This is a genomic window from Rhodococcus sp. UNC23MFCrub1.1, from assembly GCF_000686025.1.
In the GTDB taxonomy this organism is placed as follows: domain Bacteria; phylum Actinomycetota; class Actinomycetes; order Mycobacteriales; family Mycobacteriaceae; genus Rhodococcoides.
Genome location: NZ_JMLQ01000002.1, coordinates 291,731 through 318,429 on the forward strand (window position 1 = coordinate 291,731; position 26,699 = coordinate 318,429).

A 26,699-nucleotide genomic window follows, 5' to 3' on the forward strand; every position below is an offset into this window, starting at 1 on the left:
GGCATCACTCGTCGGGGCTCACCCGCATGAAGGCGCCGACCAACGACAGCTCCGCCGGTGTCGAGGGCAGATAGTGCGTCAGCGCGGGTGAGCGGACGACGTACGCGGCCCACTGCCCCCGCGACAAGGCGACGTTGATGCGGTTGCGCGACAACAGGAACTGCATGCCGCGCGGCACGTCCTCGGGGGCCGACGCGGCCATGGACACGATCACGACGGCGGCCTCCCGACCCTGGAACTTGTCGACGGTGCCGCACGAGGCCTCGTGCAGTCCGGCATCGTCGAGCGCCGCGCGCACGGTGGCGACCTGGGCGTTGTAGGCCGCCACCACGAGCAGGTCCGAGGCGCCGAGCGGCCGTGTCTCCCCGTCACACGTCCAGGCCGATCCCACCAGTGACCGTGCGAGTCGGACGATCTCGACCGCTTCCTCTCGCGAGGACGTCGCGTTGCCCTCGTGGTTGACGAGAACTGTGTGCACTCCCGGGCCGACGCCGTCCAGGTGCCGTCCCAGCACTGTGTCGTGCGAGCGGAGCCGTCCGTCGTAGGACAGGTCGGACACCACGGAACACAGCTCGGGGTGCATGCGGCGAGTGGTGGCCAGGAAGTACCCGAGGTCGGCCGGGAGCGTGTCGGAGCCGTCCGCGAGCCAGCCCAGAGCAGAGGTGTCCACCGGTTCGGGGTGGCTGCCCTGGCTCACCTGCGGCAGCTGCTGCGGATCGCCGAGCAGCAGGAGGTTGCGTGCCACCCGCGCCACCGCAATGGTGTTGGCGAGCGAGAACTGGCCCGCCTCGTCGACGACCAGCAGGTCCAGCTCCTGCTCTGCGAACTCCTTGCGGTTGGTGAACGGCCAGGCCGTCGCACCCACGACGCATCCGCCGGTGTGTGTGGCCAGGTACCCGGAGTACGAGTCCACGCCGAGCCACGAGTGCGTGCTGTCGGACGACCCCTTCTTGGCGACGCTCTCGGGATCGAGCCCGGCGGCGACGACACCGTCGAGAAGGTTCTCGATCACCGAGTGCGACTGGCCGACCACCCCGATGCGCCAGCCGTGATCGCGTGCGAGTGCGGCGATCACTCGCGATCCGGTGTAGGTCTTCCCCGTTCCCGGCGGCCCTTGGACCGCGATGTAGGAATCGTCGAGATCGAGGAGCGACGCCGTGATGGCCGCAGCGATCTGCTCGTCGACGACCTCGGCGAGCGGTGCGCCGGACCGGGTCCGGGGAGGATCACGACGCAGGAGGTCGACCACGGCCGAGGCGCGGACCTCGGGAAGGCGATCCGCTGCCTCCGCCGCGGTGGCGGCGATGGCCTCCCGCAGCGTGGTCGTGTTGACGAAGGCATCCGGCGTCGTGGCGACCGGTGCGACATCGTGGGGTTCGGCGCCCTTGGACAGTGACTCCTCGAGCGTGAGGTGGGCGCCGTCCTCGGACACCTCGACGATCGTTCCGGGCATCGTCCAGCGATACTGCGGGTTCGCGCGTCTGTCGGGCGCGATCCAGTCCGGAGCAGGCGGCGCGTAGAGCACGGTCACCTTCGACCCCACGCGCCCACTGCCGGGCCCGAACTCACCGCGCACCACGCTCGTGCGCCGCTGGACCCGCTTGCCGGGCGGTGTCGCCCACTCGGTCATGGACTCCACTTCCTCGACCATGAACACGTCGCGGGTGTCCGCCCACTCGTCCATGGGCGAGGCCAGTCGGTCGAAGTGCGCCCACCAGTAGGGCTTCTCCTCGCGCTGGTGGTAGCCGACAGCGGCCGCGAGCAGGGCGATCGCCTGCTGGTCGGTCGTGCGTGATACCGATTCACCGGCGAACTCCCACAGGGCGTCTCGCACCGCGTCCCGGTCCTCGTCGACCGGTTCGGCCGCGTCGAGCGGACCGCGGGGCACCACACCCGCGCGTTCGGCGTGACCGAGCAACCAGTCGCGCAGTTCCAGTGTGGAGCGGCAGTCGTACTCGTTGTAGTCGGCGATCTCGGCGAGGACGCCGGCCGCCTCGTCGAGGTCGCCACGGTCGCGCAGATCGCACCACCGCGCGTACTCGGTGATGGAAGCGACGGCGTCTGCCACGTCGCCGCGGTGATCGGTCATGTACAGCGGTTCGAGCTTCTTGATGCTGTAGCTCGGTGCGCCGATGCGCAGGGCGGACCGCACGACGGGATACAGGTCGACGAGGATCTGCTGCCGGAGAAGGTCGTCGACCTCGTTCTCGTACACCCCGTACCGCGAGGCCAGACGTAGCAGAGCCGACTTCTCATATGCCGCATAGTGATACACGTGCATGCCGGGGAACGCCTCGCGGCGTGCACGCACGTACTCGACGAAGGCGACGAAGGCGGCCCTCTCCTCGTGCCGGTCGTGGGCCCAGAACGGCCGGAACGCGCCGTCGGACTCCATGACGCCGAAGAGGTACTCGAGCCCCCAGTCGGAGGAGCCGCGTTCGGCGTACAGCGGGTCGCCCTCGAAGTCGAAGAAGATGTCGCCCTCGTCCGGAGCGGGCAGTGCACCGAGAGCACTCGGGGTGTGCACGTCGACCACCGGTGACCCCGACTGCTCCTGCTGAACCTGGGCCAGGGCCTGCGCGCGCAGGGTGCCGAGGGACCGCTCCGAGAGGTCCGCGACGGAACCGGTGTGTGCGGCCAACTCGTCGACGGTCGTGATCCCCGCGGCGTGCAACGTGGACCGCTGGGAGACGCGCATCCCAGCGACCAGCAACAGGTCACGCTGTGCCTCGACCTCGGGGGTGCAGTGCTCGCACCGGAAGCAGGCGCGAATGTCGAGGTCGGCCCAGGATGCCGGGAGCAATTGCGTCAGGTGGCCGGACAGCAGGGCCACCATCTCGCGCCGTGCGCGGCGGTAGACGGGGAGGACGTCCGGCAGGTGCACGAGATGGTCGGTGCCGTCACCGAGGACGAGGTGGCCCGTGGCGGACGTGGGAACTTCGACAGCCTCGAGCGCGTCGGCGTACGCCGCGATCTGCAGGACCGACGGGACGCGCTCGGTGCGCGACAGCTTGGTGTCGTGCACCGCATAGGTGTCGGTCGACGGGTCGTGGATCAGGAAGTCGCTGAAGCCGAGGAACTCGCCGTCGAAGAACGTGCCCTGGTAGATGACGGGGACGCGCTGCTGCGCCGCGGCGAGGGTGGCCTGTGCGGCGGCGGCCAGCGCGGACGGGATGCTCTCGGCCGGCCGTTCGATGGTCACGACGCCGTCCGGATGCTCGCGCTTCAGTCTCAGCAGCTCGCGGGCCTCGTGCTGACTGCCGAGGCGCGCGAGCCGGGCGAACATCGCGTCGTCGACCTGCTCGGTCTCGATGCGGCCGAGGTTCGCGTCGAGCGTGCGCAGGAGTGCGTACTCGCACCGGGACGCCAGCGCGAGGTCGCCTGCGCTGTGGACGAGGGTGTCTCCGGTGACGAACATGCCGCCACCCTAACGAGACCGGCCGACAGGTCAGCGGGTCCCGAGGGCAGGTGCGATCGTCGTGCCCCAGGCTTCCTTCAGCTGGTCCTCGAACAGTGCCCAGCTGTGCGAGCCCTCGCCGCGCATAGAGATGGTCGCAGGCACGCCCGCCCTCCGCACCGCGTCGGCGAAGATGCCGGTGCACGTGTTCACCATGGCTTCGACGGCTGCTCCGCCGAACGGGGGAATGCTGCCGGGCGGGATGCGGTCGACGGGGCCGGGAACACCGCTCGCGGATCCTGCGTAGACAGCCGTTCCGCGGAGGCGGTCGGCGTGGAGGGACGGGTCGTGCTGCGCCCATGCGGGAGCACCGGGAGGGCCCCACATGTTGAAGGGGTTGTTCAGGGCGCCGCCGATCATGATCGAGATCGCGGCCTGGGCGAGCGGGTTCGACGAGGCGGGGCACCCGCTGATGGATGCCGCGGCACGGTAGAGGCCGGGCGCCTGCACGGCGAGATCGAGTGCCGGACCGCCGCTCATCGACACCCCTGCCACCGCGTTGCGGCGCGTACTGCCGAAGTGCTGGTCCATGACGCCGGGCAGTTCCTGCGTCAGATAGGTCTGCCATTTGTTGGATCCGAGGATCGGATCGTCGGCGAGCCAATCCGTGTAGAAACTCAGACGCCCACCGATGGGGAGCACGACGGTGACGTTCTTGTCGGCGAAGAATGCCGGGGCGCCGGAGTTGTTGATCCAGCCGACTCCGTCCTCGTTGCCCAGGGCGCCGTTGAGAAGGTAGAGCGTGGGGAGCGACCCGCCGCGAGCCGGGCGGAGCACGTCGTTCGGCACGACGCGGTTCATGGCGGGGGAGTAGACGTCGACGACCGAGTGTGTCGGCGAGAGCTGCCGCACCCCGACCACTCGGGCAGGCTCCGCAGCGGTGGCGGCGGGCGCCCCGAGAAGAGCCGCGACGACGGCGACGACGATGACGAAAACCAACCTCATGGTCCGATGCTCGCACGGCGGAGGGAACCGTGGGGTTCGGTTCTGTGTCGAACCGGTGACTATTGAGTCACATCAGCCACAATGGCCACATGCCGTTCTTCGAAGGACCCCGAGGTCGCGCCCACTACCGCCAGTGGGGACCCACCGAGGACCCTGCCGCGACCCTCGTGTTCCTGCACGGGCGGGGACAGCACACCGGCCAGTACCACCGGTTCGGCGCTGCCCTGGCAGCACATGGCATCGCCACCTGGGGCCTCGACCACATCGGCCACGGCTTGTCCGAAGGAGAGGCGGCCGACGACGCCGTCTACCTCGACGCGCTGGCGGAGAACGCACGACATCTCCTCGACGTCGTGGTCGAGGCCGGCCACCGACCTGCGGTGATGGGCCACTCGCTGGGGTCCGCGACCGCGGTGCGGATGCTCGCGACCGGCGGGAGCGCGCCCGCCGTCGTGCTGGTGGCGATGCCGCCGCGCGCGATCTCCCGCGAGGATCTGACGGCAGCGACCCGGTCGCCCACCCTGGCACTGCACGGTGTGGACGACCGCATGGTGCCGATCGACGGCGTCCGAGACCTCGTGCGCGGCATCCCGACGATCACCCTGCGCGAGTACGCCGACGCCGGACACGACCTGCTGCACGAGAAGATCCACCGGACCGTGACCGACGCGGCCGCGGACTACGTCCTCGCGAACGCCTGACGTCAGCTGACGATGATGGTGCGGGTGTGCCACCCGGTCGAACCACCGGGGATCGGCGGGGTGCGCTCCTCGACCTGCGTGTTCCCGTCCTGATCCGTCGCGCGGACCTGGATGTTGTGGTTGCCCGCAGTGGCGTCCCAGTCCCAGAACCACTGGCGCCAGGTGTCGATCGTGTACTGCTCGGCGAGCGTCGCCTCCTGCCACGGTCCGTTGTCGACACGGACCTCGACGCGCTCGATGCCACGCTGCTGCGCCCAGGCGGTACCTGCGACACGGACGGGACCGGGTGCGACGGGGGCGAAGGCGGCCGGCACGTCGATGCGTGACGCCGTCTTGATCGGTGCCTTGTCGCCCCAGCCGCGGTCGGTCCAGTAGGCCGTCGCCTCGTCGAAGCGCGTGAGTTCCCAGTCGACGACCCACTTGGTGGCGGAGACGAATCCGTACAGACCGGGCACGACCTGACGCACCGGGTAGCCGTGCTCGACGGGCAGCGGCTCGCCGTTCATCGACACCGCGAGCATCGCGTCGCGGCCGTCGGTGAGGGCCTCGACCGGCGAACCGATGGTCATGCCGTCGATGCTCGTGGACAGCAGCATGTCCGCGTCGGCCTGCACACCCACCTCGTCGAGGATGTCCTTGATGGGGAACCCGATCCAGGTCGCGTTGCCGGCGAGCGGTCCGCCGACCTCGTTGGACACGCACGTCAGCGTCACGACGCGCTCGATCGGAGTGCGAGCCATGAGGTCGTCCCAGCTCAGCGTCATCTCGCGGTCGACCTTGCCGTGGATCTTGAGCTGCCACTCGGCGGTGGTCAGCTGCGGGACCTGCAGAGCGGTGTCGATGCGGTAGAAGGTGTTGTTCGGCGTGACGAAGGTGGTCGCGCCCTCGACACCGATGTCGGTACCGGCCGGAATGGCGGCGGCTTTCTCGCCGGCCGCGACCGTGGGGAGGCGGAAGTTCTTGATGTCCTCGGCGACGCCGGCGACACGATCGCCGAGGTACCGGCCGACCGTGCCGGCTGCGACGGCCACCGCGGCGGCAGCGCCGAACAGGACGAGGAACTTGCGACGCGGCATGAACCCGTCGACCGTGCCCGCCGGTACCTCCAGCGCTCGCGTGAGGGCTTGCAGGACCGCGATGCCCAGGACGACACCCACCACGGTGGGGATGACGTCACTGAGTGAGGACGTCGGCCGCTGCAGCACCGCGTAGACACCGACGGCGCCGAGCACCAGCAGGATCACCGATCCGATGGGACGGGACGGGCGCTCGAGCAGGCCGGCGATGGCGGCGATGATCGCGATGCCGATGGACATGCCGACGAACAGGGCGGCCTTGTCGTTGGTGCCGAAGGTGTCGATCGCGAACTCGCGGGCGAACGCGGGCGTGCGGTCCACGGTGGTGGAGCCGACGGCGAAGAACGGTGACGACGCCGAGCTGAAGAGGAGCGAGAGGATCTCGCCCACGCCGAGCACGACGCCGGCGGCGACCACTCCGCTGAGCATGCGTGCGAAGGGGTGGACGCGCGTACGCGCGGAGTCACCCGAGGTCTGGCGTTCGGTGGTCGTCGTGGTCATGACTGCTATTCGTCACGATGGCAGTGTCGGCTTGCTCCGGTGGGCGTGTTGACGAGCCACAACGAGCGAGGCGCGCCCGTGAGGAGTTCTCACGGGCGCGCCTCGGGTGGATCGGACGAGTGTCAGCCGCCGTAGATGTCGGCCACCTCGGTGGCGTGCGACTCCAGGATGACGTTGCGCTTGAGCTTCATGGTCGGCGTCAGTTCTCCCGACTCGATCGTGAAGTCACCGGGCAGGATCGTGTATTTCTTGATCTGCTCGGCCTTGGAGACCTTCGAGTTGGCCGTGTCGACGGCCTTGTCGATCTCGGCGATCAGGTCGGCGTTGGTCGTCAGATCACTCGCGGACGTGCTCTTGTCGAGACCGTGACGCTCGAGCCAGCCGGGCAGAGCCTCGGGATCCAGCGTGATGAGCGCCCCGATGAACGGCTTGGCGTCGCCCACGACGAGGCACTGGCTGACCAGCGGGTGCGACCGGATGGAGTCCTCGAGGCCGGCGGGCGCGACGTTCTTGCCACCTGCCGTCACGATGATCTCCTTCTTGCGACCGGTGATCGAGAGGAAGCCCTCGTCGTCGAGTGAGCCGAGGTCACCGGTGTGGAACCAGCCGTCGCGGATCGATTCCTCGGTGGCCTTCTCGTTGTGCCAGTACCCGGAGAACACGACGGGACCCTTCACCAGGATCTCGCCGTCCTCCGCGATCTTCACGGCGTGCCCCGCGAGCGGGCGGCCGACGGAACCGATGCGCTGCTTGTCGGTGGTGTTGACCGTGACGGCGGCGCTGGTCTCGGTGAGTCCGTAGCCTTCACGCACCGGAACGCCGATGCCGCGGAAGAAGTGGCCCAGTCGAGCGCCGAGGGGGCCGCCGCCGGACAGCGCACTGGTGCACCGTCCACCGAGAGCGGCGCGGAGCTTCGAGTAGACCAGCTTGTCGAACAGGGTGTGCTTCGCCTTGAGCACCAGGCCGGCGCCGCCCTTGTCCTGCGCGATGCTCCACTCGATCGCGACGTCCGCGGCCTGATCGAAGATCTTGCCCTTGCCGCCGTCGTGCGCCTTCTGCTTGGCCGAGTTGTAGACCTTCTCGAACACGCGGGGGACCGAGAGGATGAAGTCGGGCTGGAACTCGGCGAACTGCTCGACCAGCGTCGTGGTGTCGGACGTGTGCGCCACCGTGACCTTGGCCTCGAAGGCGCCGAACGACACCGCGCGAGCGAACACGTGCGCCATCGGGAGGAACAGCAGGGTGCGCTTGCCCTCGGTCATCTGGTCGTGCAGCGCCACCTGGGTGGCTGTCGTCTCGGCGTAGAAGTTCGAGTGCGTGAGCTGGACACCCTTCGGGCGGCCGGTGGTCCCCGAGGTGTAGATGAGCGTGGCGGCCGACGACGCGGACACCTGCTGACGACGGGCGTGCAGATCGTCGTCGGACACGGAGGCGCCGCGGGTGGTGAGCTCGTCGATCGCACCGCCGTCGAAGCTCAGCGTCTCGCGGAGATCCGCGGCGCTGTCGGTGACGTCCTTCATGCGGGTGAGGTGTTCGGAGGTCTCGACCACGAAGAGCTTGGTCGCGGAGTCCTCGAGGATCCACTGCGCCTGATCGGCTGCGGACGTCTCGTAGATGGACACGGTGCAGCCACCGGCGGTCCAGATCGCGTAGTCGAGCACGACCCACTCGTAGCGGGTGCCGGCCATGATGGCGACGCGGTCACCGAACTCGATGCCGGAGGCCATGAGGCCCTTGGCCACGCCCGCGACCTCGTCGGCGAACGTGCGCGCCGTGACGTCCTTCCACGAGCCGCCGACTCGCCGTTGGAACGCCACCCATTCCGGGGTCTCGCTCGCGTAGCGGAACACGGTGTCGGCCATCGAGACGTCGTCCGGGATCGTGTAGGACGCGGGTACCGAGTATTCGTGCACGGTGTCTGTACCTTCCAGTAGCAGCAGGTTTGTTGTGTATTGGATCACATGAAGCGATGCTGCGGTGATCGTAGTGCCGTATCCGCTTTGTCCTGTTCGAACAGTTGTCGTTCTGCAGGTGGTCGCTGGACTAGACTCTGGTGCACATGAGCACTTCCGAGTCGGAAACGGTGTCCACCGACACCCCCTCGTTCGTCGATCTCGGTATCGACGAGCGTGTGCTGAAGGCCCTCGCAGACGTCGGGTACGAGACGCCCTCGCCCATTCAGGCAGCCACCATCCCGCCGTTGATGGCCGGGAACGACGTCGTCGGCCTCGCGCAGACCGGCACCGGCAAGACCGCCGCGTTCGCCGTGCCGATCCTCTCGCGCCTCGACGTCGCCAACCGGGTGCCGCAGGCGCTGGTCCTCGCGCCCACCCGCGAGCTGGCCATCCAGGTGGCCGAGGCGTTCGGCAAGTACGCCACCCACATCGAGGGCCTGCACATCCTGCCCATCTACGGCGGGCAGGCGTACGGCATCCAGCTCTCCGGTCTGCGGCGCGGCGCCCACATCGTCGTCGGCACGCCCGGGCGCGTCATCGACCACCTCGAGAAGGGCACGCTGGACCTGTCGCACCTCGAGTACCTCGTGCTCGACGAGGCCGACGAGATGCTGAAGATGGGATTCCAGGAGGACGTCGAGCGCATCCTCGCGGACACCCCTGAGTACAAGCAGGTGGCGCTGTTCTCGGCCACCATGCCGTCGGCGATCCGCAAGATCTCGCAGCAGTACCTACACGATCCGGTCGAGATCACGGTGAAGACGAAGACGTCCACCGCCCCCAACATCACGCAGCGGTACGTGCAGGTGGCGCATCAGCGCAAGCTCGACGCGTTGACGCGGATCTTCGAGGTCGAGGACTTCGAGGCGATGATCATCTTCGTCCGCACCAAGCAGGCCACGGAGGAGCTCGCCGAGAAGTTGCGGGCGCGGGGCTACTCGGCCGCCGCCATCAACGGTGACATCGTTCAGGCGCAGCGCGAGCGGACCATCGGTCAGCTCAAGAACGGTGCGCTCGACGTGCTCGTCGCCACCGACGTCGCGGCCCGCGGTCTCGACGTCGAGCGGATCTCGCACGTCGTCAACTACGACATCCCGCACGACACCGAGTCGTACGTGCACCGCATCGGGCGGACCGGTCGCGCCGGGCGCGCGGGCGAGGCGCTGCTGTTCGTCGCGCCGCGGGAGCGTCATCTGCTCAAGGCCATCGAGAAGGCGACGCGGCAGCCGATCACCGAGATGCAGCTGCCGAGCGTCGACGACGTCAACGCGCAGCGCGTGGCCAAGTTCGCCGACTCCATCACCCAGTCGCTGTCCTCGACGTCGCTCGGTCTGTTCCGTCGACTCATCGAGGACTACGAGCGCGAGCACGACGTGCCGCTCGCGGACATCGCCGCGGCGCTGGCGACGCAGTCGCGGGACGGCGACGCGTTTCTCATGTCGCCCGAGCCGCCGCCCCCGCCGCGGGAGAAGCGCGAGCGCCCCGAGCGCAAGTTCGACGATCGGGACGCACCGCCGTTGCGCAAGTCTCGCAAGGGCGATCAGGATCTGGCGGTGTACCGGATCAGCGTCGGCAAGCGGCACAAGGTGGCGCCCGGTGCCATCGTCGGTGCCATCGCCAACGAGGGCGGTCTGCGGCGCAGCGACTTCGGGCACATCAGCATCCGGCCGGATCACAGCCTGGTCGAGCTCCCGGCAGATCTAGCGGACGAGACGTTGGAAGCGTTGCGCCGCACCAGGATCAGCGGCGTGCTCATCCAGCTGCAGCGCGACGGCGGACCGCCCCGCGGCAAGCACTGACACCAGCGCACCCCCGCGAGATTCTCGCGGGGGTGCGGTGCGTCAGCTCTTCTGCAACGCGGAGGGATGCGCGTCGGTGTCGACGCCGGGGACTCCGCGGCCGCGGATCGACGCGCCCGCCGTCTCGGCGACGAAGAGCAGTGCGATCAGTCCGACGACGCAGGCGCCCATCATGTAGAACGCCGGGACGAGATCGTTGCCGGTCCGTTCGACGAGCCACTCGTTGGCCGCCGGCGCCGTGCCACCGAACAACGAGGTCGACACGTTGTAGGCGATGGCGAAGCCGGCGAACCGGACGTGCGTCGGGAACATGGCCGGGAACGTCGCCGAGATGGTCGAGAGCTGCAGGACGTAGAGCAGGCCCAGCACGGTGAACGCGACGATGGCCCAGCCGAAGTTGACCGTCATCAGCATGTACATCGGGATCGCGAAGATCAGCAGTCCGACCATCGAGACGAGCCACAGTGGCTTGCGCCCCACCTTGTCCGACAGTGCTCCGGCGAACGGAATGACGAGCATCATGGCGAACTGCCCGATGACGACGAGGAACAGCGACGACGTGCTCGACAGGCCGATCCGGCTCTCCAGATAGGTCGGCATGTAGCTCAGCAGGGTGTAGTTGCAGACGTTGAGCGCGACGACGAGGCCCATCAGCGTGAGGATCGGTCGCCAGTAGGTGGCGATCAGTTCGCGGAACTGGGTGGACGTCTTGTGCTCCACCGCGTCCTCGTTCTCGAGTTCACGGAACACCGGGGTGTCCTCGAGCTTGGACCGCATGTAGAGCCCGATGAGCGCCAGCGGCCCGGCGACGAAGAACGGCAGGCGCCAGCCCCACGTGTCCATGAACGCGTCGGTGGAGAGCAGGTCGACGGCCAGCACCACGAGGGCGCCGAGGGAGAAGCCGCCGAGTGTGCCGAACTCGAGGAAGCTGCCGTAGAAGCCGCGCTTGCGGTCGGGGGAGTACTCGGCCATGAAGGTGGCTGCGCCGCCGTACTCACCGCCGGTGGAGAAGCCCTGGATCATGCGCAGGATCACCAGCAGAACCGGTGCCCAGAAGCCGATCGAGGCGTAACTCGGGATGACACCGATGAGGAAGGTCGCGGTGCCCATCAGGATGATGGTCAGTGCGAGGACGTGCTTGCGGCCGAGACGGTCCCCCAGTGGTCCCCAGACGAGGCCGCCGAGCGGCCGCACGAGGAAGGACACCGCGAAGATGCCCAGCGTCAGCAGGGTGGCGGACTCGAGGTCGTCCGGGAAGAACGCGCGGGAGATGTACGTGGCCGTGTAGGCGTACACGCCGTAGTCGAACCACTCGGTCGCGTTACCCATCGCCGAGGCGCCGATCGCGCGCCGGAGAACCCCGGGCGGAGCGTCCTTCAGCGCCGGTGTCGGGTTGTCGACAGAACCTGATTCGGAAGTACTCACTCACCCAGACCTACCGAAGTAGTGGCCGAACCTCAGCATCGAGAGGGGCGATCGGTCTCTTCGTTATCGAGTCGTTACGGCGCCCGGGTTGCCGCGACAGTGGCCGTTCGGCGCCGGAAACCACCTCTCACCTGGTCCTAGCACGGACCGTCGTCGTCAGTGTCGCGGCGCGGGAGCGGCGGCATCCGATCTCGGGCACTGTCGGCAGCCTCGGCGCCGTCCGCGCAGGCATGACTGCTGCCTCGGCGCTGCTCGTCTTTCCACTGCTCAGCTAGGTTGTGGACGGATAGATTGTGGTCGGACAGGTCGTGGTTCGGGGGACACGCTCACGCGCGGTGGTCGAGGAGGACGAGTCGATGGTGTCGACGCCCGTTCCCCCACGACTGACCGCTGCGGCGCTGGACCGATCGCGCCTCGGTGGGCCCGTCCGGTCGCCGGGGCGCTACCTGGCGGCGTCGTTCACGGTGGCCGCCGTGGTGCTGGCCGTCTACCTGATCGTGCCCGCATCGATCCGGACCGGCGTCTTCGCGGTGGGCGCCATCGGCTGCATGGTCGTGGTCCTGGTCGGCCTGCGGCGCAACAGCCCGACCGACACGTACGCCTGGCGGTGCATGCTCGGCGCGGCGACGTCCTTCCTGGTGGGCCTGTCCGCGCGGAGCGTGCGCGCAGACCTGCCCTCGGCGATCCGGCTGCTGCCGGAGGTGCTGGTGTTGCTCGGCTACCTGCTGCTCGTTCTGGGCATCGTGGGCTGGTCGCGGCGAGGGGGAAACTCGCGGCCCACCCCGACCATCATCGACGCGGTCCTGGTCACGCTGGGCATGACGTTCGTGTCCTGGGTGCTGCTGGTGGCTCCGGTCCTCTCGACCACGCGGGACGTGCCGTCCGTGGTGCTCAACGGGCTGTTCCCCGCGATCGACGCCGGCCTGTTCACGATGGCGTTCTTCCTGCTGTTGTCGAAGAGCCGCTTCAACGTGTCCCTGGTTCTCCTCGTCGCCGCACTGCTCGTCACCATCGTCGGCGATCTCGGCTACGCGATCGCGACGGCCCGCTCGGTCGCCCCGCCCGCGGTCGTCCTCGACGCGATGTATCTGCTCGCGTTCGTCCTGCTGGCCGCCGCGTCGCTGCATCCGTCGATGGCGTGGGTGGGTCGCGCGGGAGGTGTGACGGCCGCGCTCACCCGGCAGCGGATGACGGTGTCCGTCGCGCTCGTCGCCACCTGCGCCGCGCTGCCGCTCGTCGGCGACGCGGTGGGGACCGCGGACGTGGTGGTCCGCTCGACCTTTCTGGCCGTGATCCTGGTGGGAATGTTCGTCCGTGGTGAGCGGGCGCTGAGCCGGGTGCAGCGCAGCGAGGACAAGGCCCGCCACGACGCCACCCACGATTCGCTCACCGGTCTCCCCGATCGGTCCATGCTCGAGTCGATCCTGGAACGCGCTGCGCGGAGGCCGTCCTCGTCGGCGTCGGCCACCACCGTGCTGTTCGCGGACCTCGACAACTTCAAGGTCGTCAACGACTCGTACGGCCACCGCGCGGGCGACGAGCTCATCCAGGCGGCGGCGCAGCGCATCCGGCGCGTGGTCTCCGCCGACGAGGACGTGGTGCGGTACGCCGGCGACGAGTTCGTGGTGGTGGCGCACTGTGACCGGGCCCGTGCCGAGGAACTCGCGGAACTGCTCCTGGCCGCGTTCGCGGAACCGTTCGAGTTGAGTGTGGCGTCGCTGTACGTGAGCGTCAGCATCGGCATCGCGACGTCCTGCGGTCCCGCCGGGCTCGCGGACGATCTGGTCCGCGAGGCCGACACGGCGATGTACGACGCCAAGTTCCGCGGGCCGGCGGCCTACGCGTTCTTCGACGAGTCCCTGCGCACCGCGGCGACCCGGTCGGTCGAGCTGGGCAGCGCGCTGCGCGGCGCGGTCGCGCGCGGGGAGATGGCGGTGCACTACCAACCCATCGTGTCGCTGCGGACCCACGACGTGCTGGTCTACGAGGCCCTGGTGCGGTGGAAGCATCGCGGCCGCTGGGTGGGGCCGGACGAGTTCATCCCGGTCGCCGAGGCCACCAACATGATCTCCGAGATCGGGACCTGGGTACTCGACACGGCTCTGGGCGATCTGGTGCGACTGCGGGCGGCGGGAGCGCCGCGCATGTCGATGTCGGTGAACCTCTCCGTGCTGCAGCTGCGTGACGAGCGGCTCCCGGACGTCGTCGCGGACCTGCTGGCGTCGCACGGTCTGGACGGGTCGGTGCTCGGGCTCGAGGTGACCGAGAGTGCCCTCATCGCCGATCCGGTGGTGGCCAATCGGGTCCTCGCACGTCTCGCCGAGCAGGACATCGTGCTGGTGCTCGACGACTTCGGGATGGGGTACTCCTCGCTCGGTCGCCTACGAGATCTGCCCATCACCGTCATCAAGATCGACAAGTCGTTCATCGACCGCGTCCCGGTCGACGACGCGTCGGTGTCCATCGTGACGGCCATCGAGGCCATGGCCACCGCGCTGACCATGCGCACCGTCGCCGAGGGCGTGGAGACGACGGAGCAGGAGCGCATCGTCACCGAACTCGGCTGCACGTACGCGCAGGGGTACCTCTACGGGCGCCCCGCGCCCGTGGAGACGTTCCTCTCCTGACGCGTCAGCGGAGCCGTCGGCCGTGGCGGACGGGAACCGAGTTGACGGTGCGGACCGACCAGCCGTCGTCGTCGCGGACGACGATGCTCACGCCGGCGTTCGCGATGCGCGGCGCAGGGTGGCCGGTGATGGACCTCAGCACGGCCCGGATGATGCCGCCGTGGGCCACGGCGACGAGGGACCTGCCGGGGTTCTCGTCGGCCAGCAGGTCGAGTCGACGACGCCCTCGCTCGGCGAGCGCCTCGTGCGACTCGGCGCCCGGGTAGTCACCGTCGGGCCAGTACGCCCACGCCTCGTAGCCGGTCATGCCCTCGGCACGTCCGAAGCGACGTTCCATCAGGTCCTCGTGGTCGGCCGAGCGGGTGAGCCCGATGACGTGGCCGATGATGTCGGCGGTCTCCGACGCCCGCGAGAGCGGCGAGCTGACGAGGGTGTCCCACGAGTCGTCGGCCAGCGCGGCGGCCGCTGTCCGGGCCTGGCTGCGCCCGATGTCGTTGAGCGGGATGTCGGAGGAGCCCTGCAGACGCCCCTCGACGTTCCAGTCGGTCTCGCCGTGGCGCACGAGGGCCACTCGGACAGAGGTGCTCCGCGCCCGGGAGTCGAGGTGATCGGTCATGGTCGGGCCCAGAATATCGGTCGACGGCACCCCTGTCCGAGCCTGGTTACCGGAGAGTACGGTGCTAGAGATCAGCGAAGGACTTCGAAAGGTCACAGATGAACCTGGCACTCACCGATGAGGAAGCTGCGTTCCGCGACGAGATGCGAACTTTCTTCCGTACCGAGATCCCTGCCGATATCCGCGAGCGCAACGCGGCAGGCGAGGAACTCGAGCGCGAGGACATGATCACGACGCTGCAGATCCTGAACAAGCACGGCATGGCGAGCCCGCACTGGCCCGTCGAATGGGGTGGCAAGGACTGGACCCCGATGCAGCACCACATCTGGTTGGACGAGTTGCAGCTCGCGTCGGTGCCCGAGCCCCTGGCCTTCAACATCTCGATGGTGGGGCCCGTCATCGCGACCTTCGGCAGCGAGGAGCAGAAGCAGAAGTTCCTCCCGCCCACGCAGAACCTCGACATCTGGTGGTGCCAGGGCTTCTCCGAGCCCGAGGCGGGATCGGACCTCGCGTCGCTGCGCACGGTCGCTCTGCGCGACGGTGACGAGTACGTCATCAACGGTCAGAAGACGTGGACCACGCTCGGCCAGTACGCCGATTGGATCTTCGTGCTGGCGCGCACCAACCCGGACGCGCCGAAGAAGCAGGCCGGTATCTCGTTCATCCTGGTCGACCTGAAGACCCCCGGCATCACCGTGCGCCCGATCAAGCTGATCGACGGCGGCCACGAGGTCAACGAGGTCTGGTTCGAGGACGTCCGCGTCCCCGTCGAGAACCTCGTCGGCGAGGAGAACGCCGGCTGGACCTACGCCAAGTTCCTGCTGAGCAACGAGCGCACCGGCATCACGCGACTCGGCTTCACCAAGACCAAGCTGGCGCAGGCCAAGGCGCTCGCGGCCGAGACCACGGTCGGGACCGGCACGCTGCTCGACGATCCGGTCTTCGCCGCTCGGTTCGCCGAGCTCGAGAACCAGGTGCTCGCACTCGAGCTCACCCAGCTGCGCATCGTCTCCAGCTACGTCTCCGGCAAGGAGAACCCGGCGTCGTCGGTGCTCAAGCTCCGGGGCAGCGAGCTGCAGCAGCTGGCCACCGAGATCCTCACCGACGTGGCGGGACCGGACTCGCTCCCGTTCGCGGCCGGAGAGGACTCGCCGACACCGGTCTGGGCGCAGCGTGCGACCCCGACCTACCTGAACTTCCGCAAGACATCCATCTACGGCGGCTCGAACGAGGTGCAGCGCACCATCATCGCGTCCGGCATTCTCGGTCTCTAGGAGCGCACGACATGCAGTTCGAACTGGACGAAGAACAGAAGCTGCTGCGCGACACGGTGCGTGACGTGCTCGCCCGCAGTTACGACAACGAGAAGCGCAAGGCAGCGGTGGAGAGCGAGCGCGGCTGGACCGAATCGGTCTGGAAGCAGTTCGCCGAGCTGGGCCTGCTCGGCCTCAGTTTCGCCGAGGACGACGGCGGCATGGACGCCGGACCGGTCGAGACCTTCGCGGTCATGACCGAGATCGGTCGCCGCCTCGCACCCGAGCCGCTGCTGGACTGCGTGCTGATTCCGGGTGGTCTCATCACCGAGGTCGGATCGACCGATCAGCGTCAGCGCATCCTGCCGGGCGTCGCGGAGGGGCAGACCCTTCTCGCATTCGCGCATTCCGAGCCGGGCACCCGCTGGCCGGCGGCCGAGGTGTCGACGTCGGCCACCGAGGACCTGCGTGAAGGCCGGAGGCCGGCCGGATCGGGTGGCTCGTGGGCACTCTCGGGTGTGAAGAACCCTGTGCTGCACGGTGACTGCGCCGATCACTTCGTGATCAGCGCGGCGCTGCCCGGCGGCGGCGTGGGCCTGTTCCTGGTCGCGGCCGATGCCGAGGGACTCACGCGCAAGACCTACCGCACCCACGACGGACTGCGCGGCGCGTCGCTCGAGCTGTCGGACGTCGCGGGCGAACCGCTCGGTGACGGCGGCGACGCCAGTGCCGCCATCGTGGCGTCCAACGTCCGTGCGCAGGCGGCTCTCGCTGCCGAGGCGCTCGGTGCGATGGAGGAGTCGCTGCGACTCACCACGGAGTACCTGAAGCAGCGCAAGCAGTTCGGTGTGCCGCTCGCCAAGTTCCAGGCACTGACGTTCCGCGCTGCGGACATGTACGTGCAGCTCGAACTGGCACGCAGCATGGCGCTCTACGCGACGATGTCGCTGGCCGACGGATCTCCGGATCCCACGGTCGCGTCGCGGGCGAAGTTGCAGATCGGACGCTCCGCCCGGCAGATCGGCCAGGAGTCGATCCAGCTGCATGGCGGAATCGGTGTGACGGACGAATACCCTGTGGGACATTACTTCTCGCGTCTCACGGCCATCGAGCACACGCTCGGCGGGGTCGACGATCACCTCCGGGTGATCACGTCGTCGCTGAAGGATCACGAGATGCTCGGCGTCTCCTAGCACCGCCTCGACGAAGGCCGGTCGCCCGCGTGGTGACCGGCCTTCGTCCTGTTCGGGGTCAGCCGACCAGGTTGATCAGCGGGGTCCCGTCGGCGAGATGCCGGATGTTGGCGACGATGTCGCGGCAGCGGCCCTCGAACGTTCGGCGCGTGATGCCGGACGAGTGCGGCGTCATCAGCACGTTCGGCAGGCTTCCGAACGGGAGTGCACTCGGCTCGCCTCGCCCGTCCGGGCCGGGGTAGCTGTACCAGACGTCGATGGCCGCGGCGCCGAGCTCGCCGGTCGCCAGCGCGTCGTGTAGCGGCCGCTCCTGCACCAGCGGCCCGCGGCCGACGTTGATCAGGACTCCCGCCGGCCCCAGCGCGCGGAGCTCGTCCGCGCCGATCATGCCGGTCGTCGCCGCGGAGAGAGGTGCCGAGACGACGACGATGTCCGACTCCGCCATCAGCCGCGGAAGTTCCGTGGCATCGCCGGCCCAGTCCAGGCCGTGAGCGGCCACGTCGACGGCTCCGCGTCCGGTCACGGCGGCGCCGAGGCAGCCGAGGGTGCGCAGCAGCGACCACGAGCGCTGCCCGATGTGGCCGAAGCCGACGAGGCCCACGCGGGCGCCCGCTGTCGCGGACGGCTGGGGCAGCGTGTCGTCGTACACCGAGGTCGACCAGACACTCTGTCGCAGTGCGTGATCCTGCGTCAGGAAGCCACGCCTCATGAGCACCGCAGACGCGAGCACGTACTCCGCGATGGAGTCCTCGTGGTGGAACGTGTTGGCCAGCAGTGTGGTCGATGGAAGGGCCGCACGGGCGACGTTGTCGACGCCGGCTCCCGCGACCTGGACGAGTCGCAGGCCCCGGCCCGCCTGCGCCATGGCCTCGGTGATCCGGCCCCCGACATGGACGTCCGCATCGCCGAGGTCGGCGACGAGCGCGTCCTCGTCGAAGCGTTCGTGCCACGACACGACGGTGCCGTCCGGCATCCCCGCCTCGACGGCGTCCCGATGCGGGAGGAGGTTGCGGTCCGCGACGACGACCTTCATGCGCGCTGCAGGCAGGGGCGCTTGCTGTCGAAGGTCCAGTTCGGCACCAGGTACTGCATGCCGACCGCATCGTCGCGGGCCCCGAGGCCCTCGCGCTGGTACAGCTCGTGTGCGGCCTCGACGCGCTCCATGTCGAGGGTCACTCCGAGACCCGGCACGTCGGGGACGGTGAGGTACCCGTCCACGATGGGGAACGGATTCGTCGTGATGCGCTGCCCGTCCTGCCAGATCCAGTGCGTGTCGATGGCGGTGATCTCACCGGGAGCGGCAGCTGCGACGTGCGTGAACATGGCGAGCGAGACGTCGAAGTGGTTGTTGGAGTGCGATCCCCACGTCAGGCCCCAGGCATCGCAGAGTTGCGCGACGCGGACCGATCCGTTCATCGTCCAGAAATGGGGATCCGCGAGCGGGATGTCGACGGCGCCGGATCGAATGGTGTGTCCCATCTCGCGCCAGTCGGTGGCGATCATGTTGGTGGCGGTGGGCAGGCCGGTCGCGCGCTTGAACTCGGCCATCACCTCGCGCCCGGAGAATGCGCCCTCGGGTCCGACCGGGTCCTCCGCGTAGGCGAGCACGTCGCGCAGACCACGGCACGTCTCGATCGCGTCCTTCAGGAGCCAGCCGCCGTTGGGATCCAGCGTGATGCGTGCCGCGGGGAAGCGCTCCGCGAGTGCGCGCACGGCGTCGGCCTCCTGCGCTGCGGGGAGGACACCGCCCTTGAGCTTGAAGTCCTGGAAGCCGTACCTGGCGTGCGCCGCTTCCGCGAGTGCGACCACGGCGTCGGGCGTCAGTGCCTCCTCGTGGCGCAGGCGGGACCAGGCGTCGGCGGAACTGCCCTCGTCCGAGGGTGCGCGGTACGCGAGATCCGTCTTGTTCCGGTCGCCGAGGAAGAAGAGATACCCGAGCGCCTGCACTCGGTCGCGCTGGCGGCCGTCGCCGAGCAGGGCTGCGACGCTCACACCCAGGTGCTGGCCGAGGAGATCGAGCAATGCGCTCTCGACGGCCGTCACGGCGTGCACGGCGATCCGCAGATCGAAGGTCTGGGCGCCGCGTCCACCGGAGTCGCGGTCCGCGAACGCGCGGCGCATCGCGTTGAGCACGGAGTGGTGGTCGCCCACCGAGGCGTTCTCGACGAGAGCTCGGGCGTCCTCCAGGCAGCGGCGGATGGGCTCGCCACCCGGTACCTCGCCCACACCGGTGCGCCCGTCGGAGTCGGTCAGCACGACCAGGTTCCGGGTGAAGAACGGTGCATGGGCGCCGCTGAGATTCAGCAGCATGCTGTCGTGGCCGGCGACGGGAACGACGCGCATCGCGGTGACGACGGGCGTGGCATGGGAGGTTCGGACCTCGGTGACGGTGCTCACGTCGACGAGCCTAGGGCGGGTGATTCATTCCCGTCCAACACCATTTGTGGATGCAGCGATGCAGGGTGAGTATCGATCGAGTGCGCCGGCGCCGAGTGCGCACATCTGCCATGAAGCGCACACCCCGTCCAGTCGGCTGTAGCGGGTGTGCGCTCACCAGAGGGTGTGTGCGCTCCCGGAAGCGCTGGCGCCGCACCCACCGCAACCGCACACCTCACACCACCGCATCGACCAGCAGCACGAGCGCACCACCCGCCGACACGACGATGGACACCCATCGCAGCCGACGACGGTCGAGTACGCGGTTCACCCAGCGCGAGGCCATGTACCCGAGCGCGACGACGGGCAGGAGCAGGGCGCCGGTCGCCAGGGAGTGCGCGTCGAGGGAGCCGGTGACCCCCAGCGCGGCGAGCGACATCAGGGAGCCGATCAGGAAGAAGCCGCTCATGGTGCTGCGCAACGCGGCGCCGCTGCTGCCGCTCCAGATCAGCGCCATGGGTGGCCCGCCGATGGAGGTGGCGGTGCCGAGCAGTCCGGACGCGGCGCCCGCCGTCATGAGCGATCCGCGTCGCGGTGTCGGCGACCAGCCGATCGCCGTGGCCACGACGCCGAACAGCACCACTGCGCCGAGCATGATGGAGACTCCCCGCTCGGGCAGCACGACGAGCAGCGCGGCGCCGGCGATCACGCCGGGCACCCGTCCCACCAGTGCCCAGCCGGCCCCGCGCACGTCGATGCTCGTGCGCTCCCGCACCACCACCAGCGCGGTGAGCGCGGTGGCGAGCAAGATGATCGTGCCGGGCACCATCCGCGGATCGATGATGGCCAGGACGGGCGCCGCGACCATCCCCATCCCGAAGCCGATGGACGACTGGAGACACGATGCCGTGAAGATCGCGACGCCCACGACCAGCCATTCGAGGCCGGTCACGCGAGCACGGTCATACGGCCACGGCGTCCGATCTCGGGTGGTGGCACTCGGCGATGTGCAGGTTCCCGAGACGCCCGACCGACGGGGGGATACCCGTGGCGCAGACGTCCGTCGCGTGCGCGCAGCGCGTGCGGAAACGGCAGCCCGACGGCGGGTTCAGAGGCGACGGGACCTCTCCCTCCAGGAGGATGCGCGAACGCCGGGTCGAGGGATCCAGCGTCGGGGCTGCCGACATCAGTGCCTCGGTGTACGGGTGCGTGGGGTGGTCGAAGACGTCGTCGGTCGGACCGGTCTCGATGATCCGGCCGAGGTACATGACGGCGACCCGGTCGGCGACGTGGCGCACCACCGACAGGTCGTGTGAGATGAAGACGTAGCTGATGCCGAGCTCCTTCTGCAGATCCGAGAGCAGGTTCAGCACCTGCGCCTGGACCGACAGGTCGAGAGCCGAGACGGGCTCGTCGCACACCACGACACTCGGGTCGAGTGCCAGGGCCCGCGCGATGCCGAGACGCTGGCGCTGACCACCTGAGAACTCCTGCGGGTAGCGGTGCTCGTCGCTGGGACGCAGACCGACGAGGTGCAGCAGCTCCCGGACGCGGGCGGCGCGGTCGCGCTTGGTCTTGTACATCGTGCGATGCGTGTGCCACGGCTCCGAGATTATCTCCGCCGCCGACATCCTCGAGTTGAGCGATCCGTACGGGTCCTGGAAGACCATCTGGATCCGACGACGCCACGCGAGCAGTTCCTTGCCCTTGAGGCCGAACGGATCGACGCCGTCCCACGACACGGTGCCCGTGTCGGGTCGTTCGAGCATCATCAGCGTGCGCGCGAGTGTGGACTTGCCGCAACCGGACTCACCGACGAGGCCGAGGGTCTCGCCGCGTCGCAGCTCGAGGTCGATGCCGTCGAGTGCCCGCAGTTTCTTGTGGCCGCCGCTGCCGGCGGCGACGTCGAACGTCTTGGAGACTCCACGGACCTGGAGCAACGGTGCGGCCTGCGTGGCCGCGGCCTCACTCGCCACTGTCGTCGTAACGGACACCGGACACCTCCTCGGGGAAATGGCATGCGGTCGCACGGCTGGTGCCGGCGACACTGCGGAGTTCGGGGCGCTGCGCGACGCAGACGGCGCGCGCGATGGGGCATCGGGCCTGGTACACGCATCCCGGCGGGATGGAGTGCAGATCCGGCGGGGTGCCGCCGATGGACTTGAGGTGCTCGCCGCGCACGGTGGCGACGGGGACCGAGTCGAGCAGTCCCTTCGTGTACGGATGCTGCGGTGAGCCGAACACCTCGGCGACGGGTCCCGTCTCGACGACGGTGCCGGCGTACATGACGGCGACGTCGTCGGCTTCCTCCGCGACCAGCGCGAGGTCGTGCGTGATGAGGATGACGGCCATGTCGTGCTCGGTGCGCAGGTCGCGCAGCAACGACATGATCTGCGCCTGCACGGTGACGTCGAGAGCGGTGGTGGGCTCGTCCGCCAGCAGCACGGTGGGCCCCAGGGCGACGGCCATCGCGATGAGCAGGCGCTGACGCATACCGCCCGAGAACTGGTGCGGGTAGGAGTCGGCGCGCGACTCGGGCTCCGGGATGCCCACCCGCTCCATCAGCGAGATCGCTTCGACACGTGCAGCTTTCGCCGACATGCCGCGGTGGATGCGGAACGGTTCCGCCAACTGTGTGCCCACGGTGTAGACGGGGTTCAGCGCCGTCAGCGCGTCCTGGAAGACGATGGCGAGCTCGGTGGCGGCGATGCGGCGTCGAGTCCTGGAGTTCGCCGTCACCAGATCGGTGTCGCCGAGCATGACGGTGCCGTCGACGATGTCGGCGATCGGCTCGAGCAACCCGACGAGGGCCTGGGCGGTCATGGACTTGCCGCAGCCGGATTCGCCCAGCAGTGCGAGTGTGCGGCCGCGCTTCGCGCTGAACGACACTCCGTCGACGGCACGCACGGTGCCCGACGGGGTGCGGATCTCGACGGTCAGACCGTCGACCTCGAGCGCGGTGCGGGCGAGAGCGGGAGCACTCATCGACGTGCCTTTCTCTTCGAACGCGGGAGGGTGAGGCGCCAGCGCTGCGCCGGGTCGGTGGCGATGCGGGCCCACGCGGCCAGCACGGTCGCGGACACGGTGGTGATGACGATCGCGAGTCCGGGGAAGAACGACAGCCACCAGGCGCTCTGCAGGTAGGTGCGGCCCTGGGACACCATGAGGCCCCAGCTGATGTCGGGTGGCTGGATCCCGATGCCGAGGAAGCTGAGCGACGACTCGGCCAGCATCACGAAGCAGAAGTCGAGCGTGGCGACGGTCAGCAACGTGGGCAGCAGAATCGGCACCACGTGGCGACGGATCACCGCGCCGCTGCCGGCGCCGAACGTGCGGGCCGCGTCGACGAAGACTCGCGATCGGAGTTCCGCGCTCTCGGCGCGGGCCGTGCGGAGGTAGATCGGGATGCGGGTGATGGTCAGGATCAGCACGATGTTCGCGGCGCTGGGGGAGAAGACGTACAGCACGACGACGGCCATCAGCAACGACGGGAAGCTCATGATGACGTCGGCGACGCGCATGGCGGCGGTCTCGCGCCAGCCGCGGTGGTAACCGGCCCACATGCCGATGATCGAGCCGATGATGCCGGACAGGATGACTGCGGGGATCGCGACCGACAGCGTGGTCCGGCTGGCGAGGATCAGGCGGGCGAGCATGCTGCGGCCGAGCGGATCGGTGCCGAGGATGTTCATGAAGCCGGTGTCGAGGGAGAACGGCGCCAGGTTGGATCGATCGAGGTCCTGACGGGTGGCGGCGTCGCCGACCAGCATGGGACCGAAGATCGCGGTGAGGAAGACGAGCACCAGGATGCTCGCCGCGATGGTGGCGACGCGGTCCCGCAGCAGCAGACGCCACAGCGGCATGGAGGTCGTGCGCGAGGGCGCCGCGGACGCGGCGTCCGGGGTGGGCGGCAGCACCGGGGGAACCGGAACGCCCGAGCTGTCCTTGCTTGCTTCGAGTGTCATGGGTGTACCTCTCAGACCTTGGCCTTGTCGCGAACCCGTGCGTCGAGCAGCGCGTAGCACGCGTCGATCACGATGTTCAGAACGAAGATGCTCACGGCCGTCAGGAGGACGGCTGCTTGGAGGACGGCGAAGTCGCGCTGCAGGATCGCGTCGATCATCAACTTGCCGATGCCGGGCCACCCGAAGATGGCCTCGACCACGACGGCGCCGTTCACCAGGCCGACGGTGAGGTCGCCGGCGACGGTCAGCGCGGGTGCCGCGGCGTTGCGCAGCGCATGGTGGGTGACGACGCGCAGATCGCCGGCACCCTTGCTGCGAGCGAGGCGGACGTACGGGGCGGACAGGGCCGAGACCATCGCACCGCGGACCACCTGGGTGAGCACGCCGAGCGGCCGGATGAGCAGTGTCGCGATGGGGAGCACCCATGCGACGGCGCCGCCGGTGCCTGAGGTCGGCAGGACACCGAGCACCACGGCGAAGATCCAGACGCCGGTGATGGCGAACCAGAAGTCGGGGATGCTCGCGGCCGTCATGGACAGCAGGCTCGAGAACCGGTCGGCGAGAGAGTTGGGACGGTAGGCGGCCCAGCAGCCGATGACGATCGAACCGATCACGGCGAGGAGCATCGTGACGAACGCGAGCTGCAGGGTGGCGGGGAAGGCGCGCAACGCCATGGTGGACGCGGCTTCGCCCGTCCGGAGCGACTCACCGAAGTCGAGGTGCAGTACGCCGCCGAAGTAGTCGGCCATCTGTGTCCACACGGACTGGTCGAAGCCGTTCTGGGCGGCGAACGCCTCGCGCTGGGCGGGTGTCGCCGACTCGGGAAGGTAGAGGCTGGTCGGATCACCGGTCAGACGAGCGAGGAAGAAGACGCCGATGAGGACGACCAGAAGTGGGACGAGGCTGGTGTAGACGCGGCGTCGCAGAAAGGCGAACATGGCGGTCACTCCCTTCCGGAGGAGGGGCTGGTCGGCCTCTCGATCGAGGTGGGCTGCTGGTCGGGGTCGTGATCAGTCGGTCGCATCGGAACTCCGGGTCATCTCGGCCAGTCGCATCTCGTCGACGGTGGCGGAATCGGGGGTGTAGTCGATGCGCGGGTCCTTGGCCAACACACCGTTCATGTGCGCGATGTACGCCATCTGCGTGATCTCCTCGGGTTCACGGGCGAAGAGATCGGCGAACGCGGTCTGTCGCTCCTCGTCGGTCAGCGATTCGGCCTCGTCGATTCCCTCGTCGAAGTCGGTTGTGCCGTAGGAGCTCTGGAATCCGTCGCTGCGCATGTACTGATCCATCGTGAACGCGGCGTCGCCGGCCTGATTGCCGTGCTGGATCACCAGCAGGTAGGGCCCGACGTTCGGGAACGGCCGTTCCTGGAACTCGGCGGTGGCCGCCGTGTCCTTCATCTCGATCTTCACGTTCAGGCCGATGCCGGCCAGCGCGTTCTGGATGACCTCGACGGTCTCGTTGATCTTGGGGAACTGCCCGGTGCGGCCGATGAGGCGGATCTCGGTGTCGACGGGAACACCGTCGGCGCGAGCCTCGTCGATGAGGGCCTTGCCCTTCTCCATGTCGTACGGCCACGGGGTGAGCTCGTCGTTGTAGCCGACGACGCCGTCCGCGATGAGTTGCGCAGCGGGCGCTCCCATTCCGCGGAACAATGCCTTGACGATGCCCGCACGGTTGATGGCGTAGTTGATCGCCTCGCGCACGCGCTGATCGTCGAGTGGCGGTGTGGTGGCCTGCATCCGCAAGGCGGTGGTCTCGTTGTTCGGGAAGGCGACACCGAGGTCGCCCGCTCCGTCCTCGGGGCCGAGGCCGGTCGCGATGTCCGCCTCGCCGTTGGTGACCATGGCGGCGCGGACGCTGCCCTCGGTACGCCACTGGTAGACGGCCCGCGTGAATTCCGGTGCGTCGCCCCAGTAGGTGTCGTTGCGCACCAGGGAGAGTCGCTGGCCGTAGTCCCACGAGTCGACGCGGTACGGGCCGGTACCGATCGGCTCGCGGGTCCGCTCGGTGCTACCGACCTCGCTCTTGACCATCTCGATGAACGAGAGCCGAAGCGGCAGAATCGGATCGGGAGTCGGCGAGGCGACGGTCAACGTCGTCGGATCCACGGCGCGGACGGTGAGGTCGTCGTCGCCGAAGACGTATCCCTCGACGTTGCAGGCCAGATCGGAGTTCACGGCGCGATCGACCGACACGGCGGCGTCCTCGGCGTCGAACGGTGTGCCGTCGCTGAAGGTGACGTCGTCGCGCAGGCGGATCGTCCACTCGGTGTCCGACGTGCGCTCCCACGACGTGGCGAGCTTCGGTTCGAGGTCACCCGTGGTGGGGTCACGCTCGATCATGGGTTCGGTGATGTTGGACCGCGTGACCACGCCGATGGCCGTCAGCGAGACATCGCACGGCTCCAGGGTCGGTGGTTCCTGCGGCAGCACGATCCGGACGGTGTCGGGACTCGCGGCGTCTCCGCTGTCCGAGTTCGCGACGGTGCATCCGGTGAGGAGTGCGGACGCGGCGATCACCGACACCAGGGATGTGGCGCGGGTGGATCTCATGGATTCCTCCAAGCTGAGGGGGCTTCACCGGGTGCGAGGTGTCGGGGCTGACGACGCACGCCGAGTGGAGCCGATGGACCGCCTGTGACGGTAGACACACGGTAGGAGTGGGGGGAGTGACCGTCAACAGACGATCGGCCGGGAAATCGCAGTTCGGGGCCGATTTCGGGCTCGCCGTGACGGCGTCGAGCGGTCCGCATCACACTGCCGAGGCTCTGACCTGCTGCGTCACGAGAAGACACGATATCAATA

Annotated in this window: 19 protein-coding genes; 5 read left to right on the top strand and 14 right to left on the bottom strand. The window is 68.7% G+C overall.

Annotated features, from left to right (window positions below; genetic code table 11):
* Nucleotides 1-4: 4 nt before the first annotated feature.
* Both BR07_RS0106255 and BR07_RS0106260 read right to left on the bottom strand, forming a co-directional pair.
* A complete protein-coding gene (locus tag BR07_RS0106255) occupies nucleotides 5-3,418 on the bottom strand; it encodes a TM0106 family RecB-like putative nuclease (protein ID WP_027504695.1) in 3,414 nt (1,137 codons plus the stop codon).
* 30 nt (nucleotides 3,419-3,448) lie between these two features.
* Complete coding sequence (locus BR07_RS0106260) at nucleotides 3,449-4,402, bottom strand: alpha/beta hydrolase (protein ID WP_027504696.1); 954 nt, start codon at nucleotides 4,400-4,402, stop codon at nucleotides 3,449-3,451.
* Nucleotides 4,403-4,491: 89 nt separating this feature from the next.
* Between BR07_RS0106260 and BR07_RS0106265 the strand changes: the two genes are divergently transcribed.
* The gene (locus BR07_RS0106265) at nucleotides 4,492-5,103 is read left to right on the top strand and encodes an alpha/beta hydrolase (protein ID WP_027504697.1); all 612 of its coding nucleotides are present in this window, start codon (nucleotides 4,492-4,494) and stop codon (nucleotides 5,101-5,103) included.
* A 2-nt stretch (nucleotides 5,104-5,105) separates the two neighbouring features.
* On the opposite strand, the gene BR07_RS0106270 is transcribed toward BR07_RS0106265, so the two are convergent.
* Nucleotides 5,106-6,680 carry a molybdopterin-dependent oxidoreductase gene (locus tag BR07_RS0106270; RefSeq protein ID WP_027504698.1) on the bottom strand — a complete coding sequence of 525 codons (1,575 nt, stop codon included), beginning with the start codon at nucleotides 6,678-6,680 and terminating at the stop codon, nucleotides 5,106-5,108.
* Between the two features lie 122 nt (nucleotides 6,681-6,802).
* Nucleotides 6,803-8,593, bottom strand: coding sequence for an AMP-dependent synthetase/ligase (locus tag BR07_RS0106275; RefSeq protein ID WP_027504699.1), 1,791 nt, complete (start codon nucleotides 8,591-8,593; stop codon nucleotides 6,803-6,805).
* Nucleotides 8,594-8,739: 146 nt separating this feature from the next.
* Here BR07_RS0106275 and BR07_RS23560 point away from each other — a divergent pair, with 146 nt between their 5' ends.
* Complete coding sequence (locus BR07_RS23560; protein ID WP_051613107.1) at nucleotides 8,740-10,434, top strand: DEAD/DEAH box helicase; 1,695 nt, start codon at nucleotides 8,740-8,742, stop codon at nucleotides 10,432-10,434.
* Between the two features lie 42 nt (nucleotides 10,435-10,476).
* Here the strand turns inward: BR07_RS23560 and BR07_RS0106285 are convergent, their stop codons facing one another.
* Nucleotides 10,477-11,763, bottom strand: coding sequence for an MFS transporter (locus tag BR07_RS0106285; protein ID WP_081821135.1), 1,287 nt, complete (start codon nucleotides 11,761-11,763; stop codon nucleotides 10,477-10,479).
* Between the two features lie 431 nt (nucleotides 11,764-12,194).
* On the opposite strand from BR07_RS0106285, the gene BR07_RS23565 reads away from it, so the two are divergent.
* Nucleotides 12,195-14,486: a putative bifunctional diguanylate cyclase/phosphodiesterase gene (locus tag BR07_RS23565; protein ID WP_081821136.1), complete on the top strand. Its 2,292-nt coding sequence runs from the start codon at nucleotides 12,195-12,197 to the stop codon at nucleotides 14,484-14,486.
* Nucleotides 14,487-14,490: 4 nt separating this feature from the next.
* Here the strand turns inward: BR07_RS23565 and BR07_RS0106295 are convergent, their stop codons facing one another.
* Nucleotides 14,491-15,102: a histidine phosphatase family protein gene (locus BR07_RS0106295; protein ID WP_051613109.1), complete on the bottom strand. Its 612-nt coding sequence runs from the start codon at nucleotides 15,100-15,102 to the stop codon at nucleotides 14,491-14,493.
* 98 nt (nucleotides 15,103-15,200) lie between these two features.
* Here BR07_RS0106295 and BR07_RS0106300 point away from each other — a divergent pair, with 98 nt between their 5' ends.
* Together BR07_RS0106300 and BR07_RS0106305 are read left to right on the top strand one after the other, a co-directional pair.
* Nucleotides 15,201-16,376: an acyl-CoA dehydrogenase family protein gene (locus BR07_RS0106300; protein WP_027504702.1), complete on the top strand. Its 1,176-nt coding sequence runs from the start codon at nucleotides 15,201-15,203 to the stop codon at nucleotides 16,374-16,376.
* Between the two features lie 11 nt (nucleotides 16,377-16,387).
* Nucleotides 16,388-17,548 carry an acyl-CoA dehydrogenase family protein gene (locus tag BR07_RS0106305; RefSeq protein WP_027504703.1) on the top strand — a complete coding sequence of 387 codons (1,161 nt, stop codon included), beginning with the start codon at nucleotides 16,388-16,390 and terminating at the stop codon, nucleotides 17,546-17,548.
* 58 nt (nucleotides 17,549-17,606) lie between these two features.
* On the opposite strand, the gene BR07_RS0106310 is transcribed toward BR07_RS0106305, so the two are convergent.
* From BR07_RS0106310 to BR07_RS0106345, 8 genes are all read right to left on the bottom strand, one after another.
* Nucleotides 17,607-18,581 (bottom strand): 2-hydroxyacid dehydrogenase, encoded by a 975-nt coding sequence (locus tag BR07_RS0106310; RefSeq protein WP_027504704.1) that lies wholly within the window; start codon nucleotides 18,579-18,581, stop codon nucleotides 17,607-17,609.
* A complete protein-coding gene (locus BR07_RS0106315; RefSeq protein WP_051613171.1) occupies nucleotides 18,578-19,891 on the bottom strand; it encodes an enolase C-terminal domain-like protein in 1,314 nt (437 codons plus the stop codon). The genes BR07_RS0106310 and BR07_RS0106315 overlap by 4 nt, the downstream gene beginning before the upstream one ends.
* 268 nt (nucleotides 19,892-20,159) lie before the next feature.
* A complete protein-coding gene (locus tag BR07_RS0106320; RefSeq protein ID WP_027504706.1) occupies nucleotides 20,160-20,876 on the bottom strand; it encodes a sulfite exporter TauE/SafE family protein in 717 nt (238 codons plus the stop codon).
* A gap of 10 nt (nucleotides 20,877-20,886) precedes the next feature.
* On the bottom strand, nucleotides 20,887-21,918 hold the full coding sequence (locus tag BR07_RS0106325; RefSeq protein ID WP_231476221.1) for an ABC transporter ATP-binding protein: 1,032 nt from the start codon (nucleotides 21,916-21,918) through the stop codon (nucleotides 20,887-20,889).
* On the bottom strand, nucleotides 21,890-22,909 hold the full coding sequence (locus tag BR07_RS0106330) for an ABC transporter ATP-binding protein (RefSeq protein WP_027504708.1): 1,020 nt from the start codon (nucleotides 22,907-22,909) through the stop codon (nucleotides 21,890-21,892). Before BR07_RS0106330 ends, BR07_RS0106325 begins: the two co-directional genes overlap by 29 nt.
* Complete coding sequence (locus BR07_RS23570) at nucleotides 22,906-23,889, bottom strand: ABC transporter permease (protein ID WP_231476222.1); 984 nt, start codon at nucleotides 23,887-23,889, stop codon at nucleotides 22,906-22,908. The genes BR07_RS0106330 and BR07_RS23570 overlap by 4 nt, the downstream gene beginning before the upstream one ends.
* Before the next feature lie 11 nt (nucleotides 23,890-23,900).
* The gene (locus tag BR07_RS0106340) at nucleotides 23,901-24,827 is read right to left on the bottom strand and encodes an ABC transporter permease (RefSeq protein ID WP_027504709.1); all 927 of its coding nucleotides are present in this window, start codon (nucleotides 24,825-24,827) and stop codon (nucleotides 23,901-23,903) included.
* A gap of 72 nt (nucleotides 24,828-24,899) precedes the next feature.
* Nucleotides 24,900-26,447 (bottom strand): ABC transporter substrate-binding protein, encoded by a 1,548-nt coding sequence (locus tag BR07_RS0106345; protein ID WP_027504710.1) that lies wholly within the window; start codon nucleotides 26,445-26,447, stop codon nucleotides 24,900-24,902.
* Nucleotides 26,448-26,699: the final 252 nt, after the last annotated feature.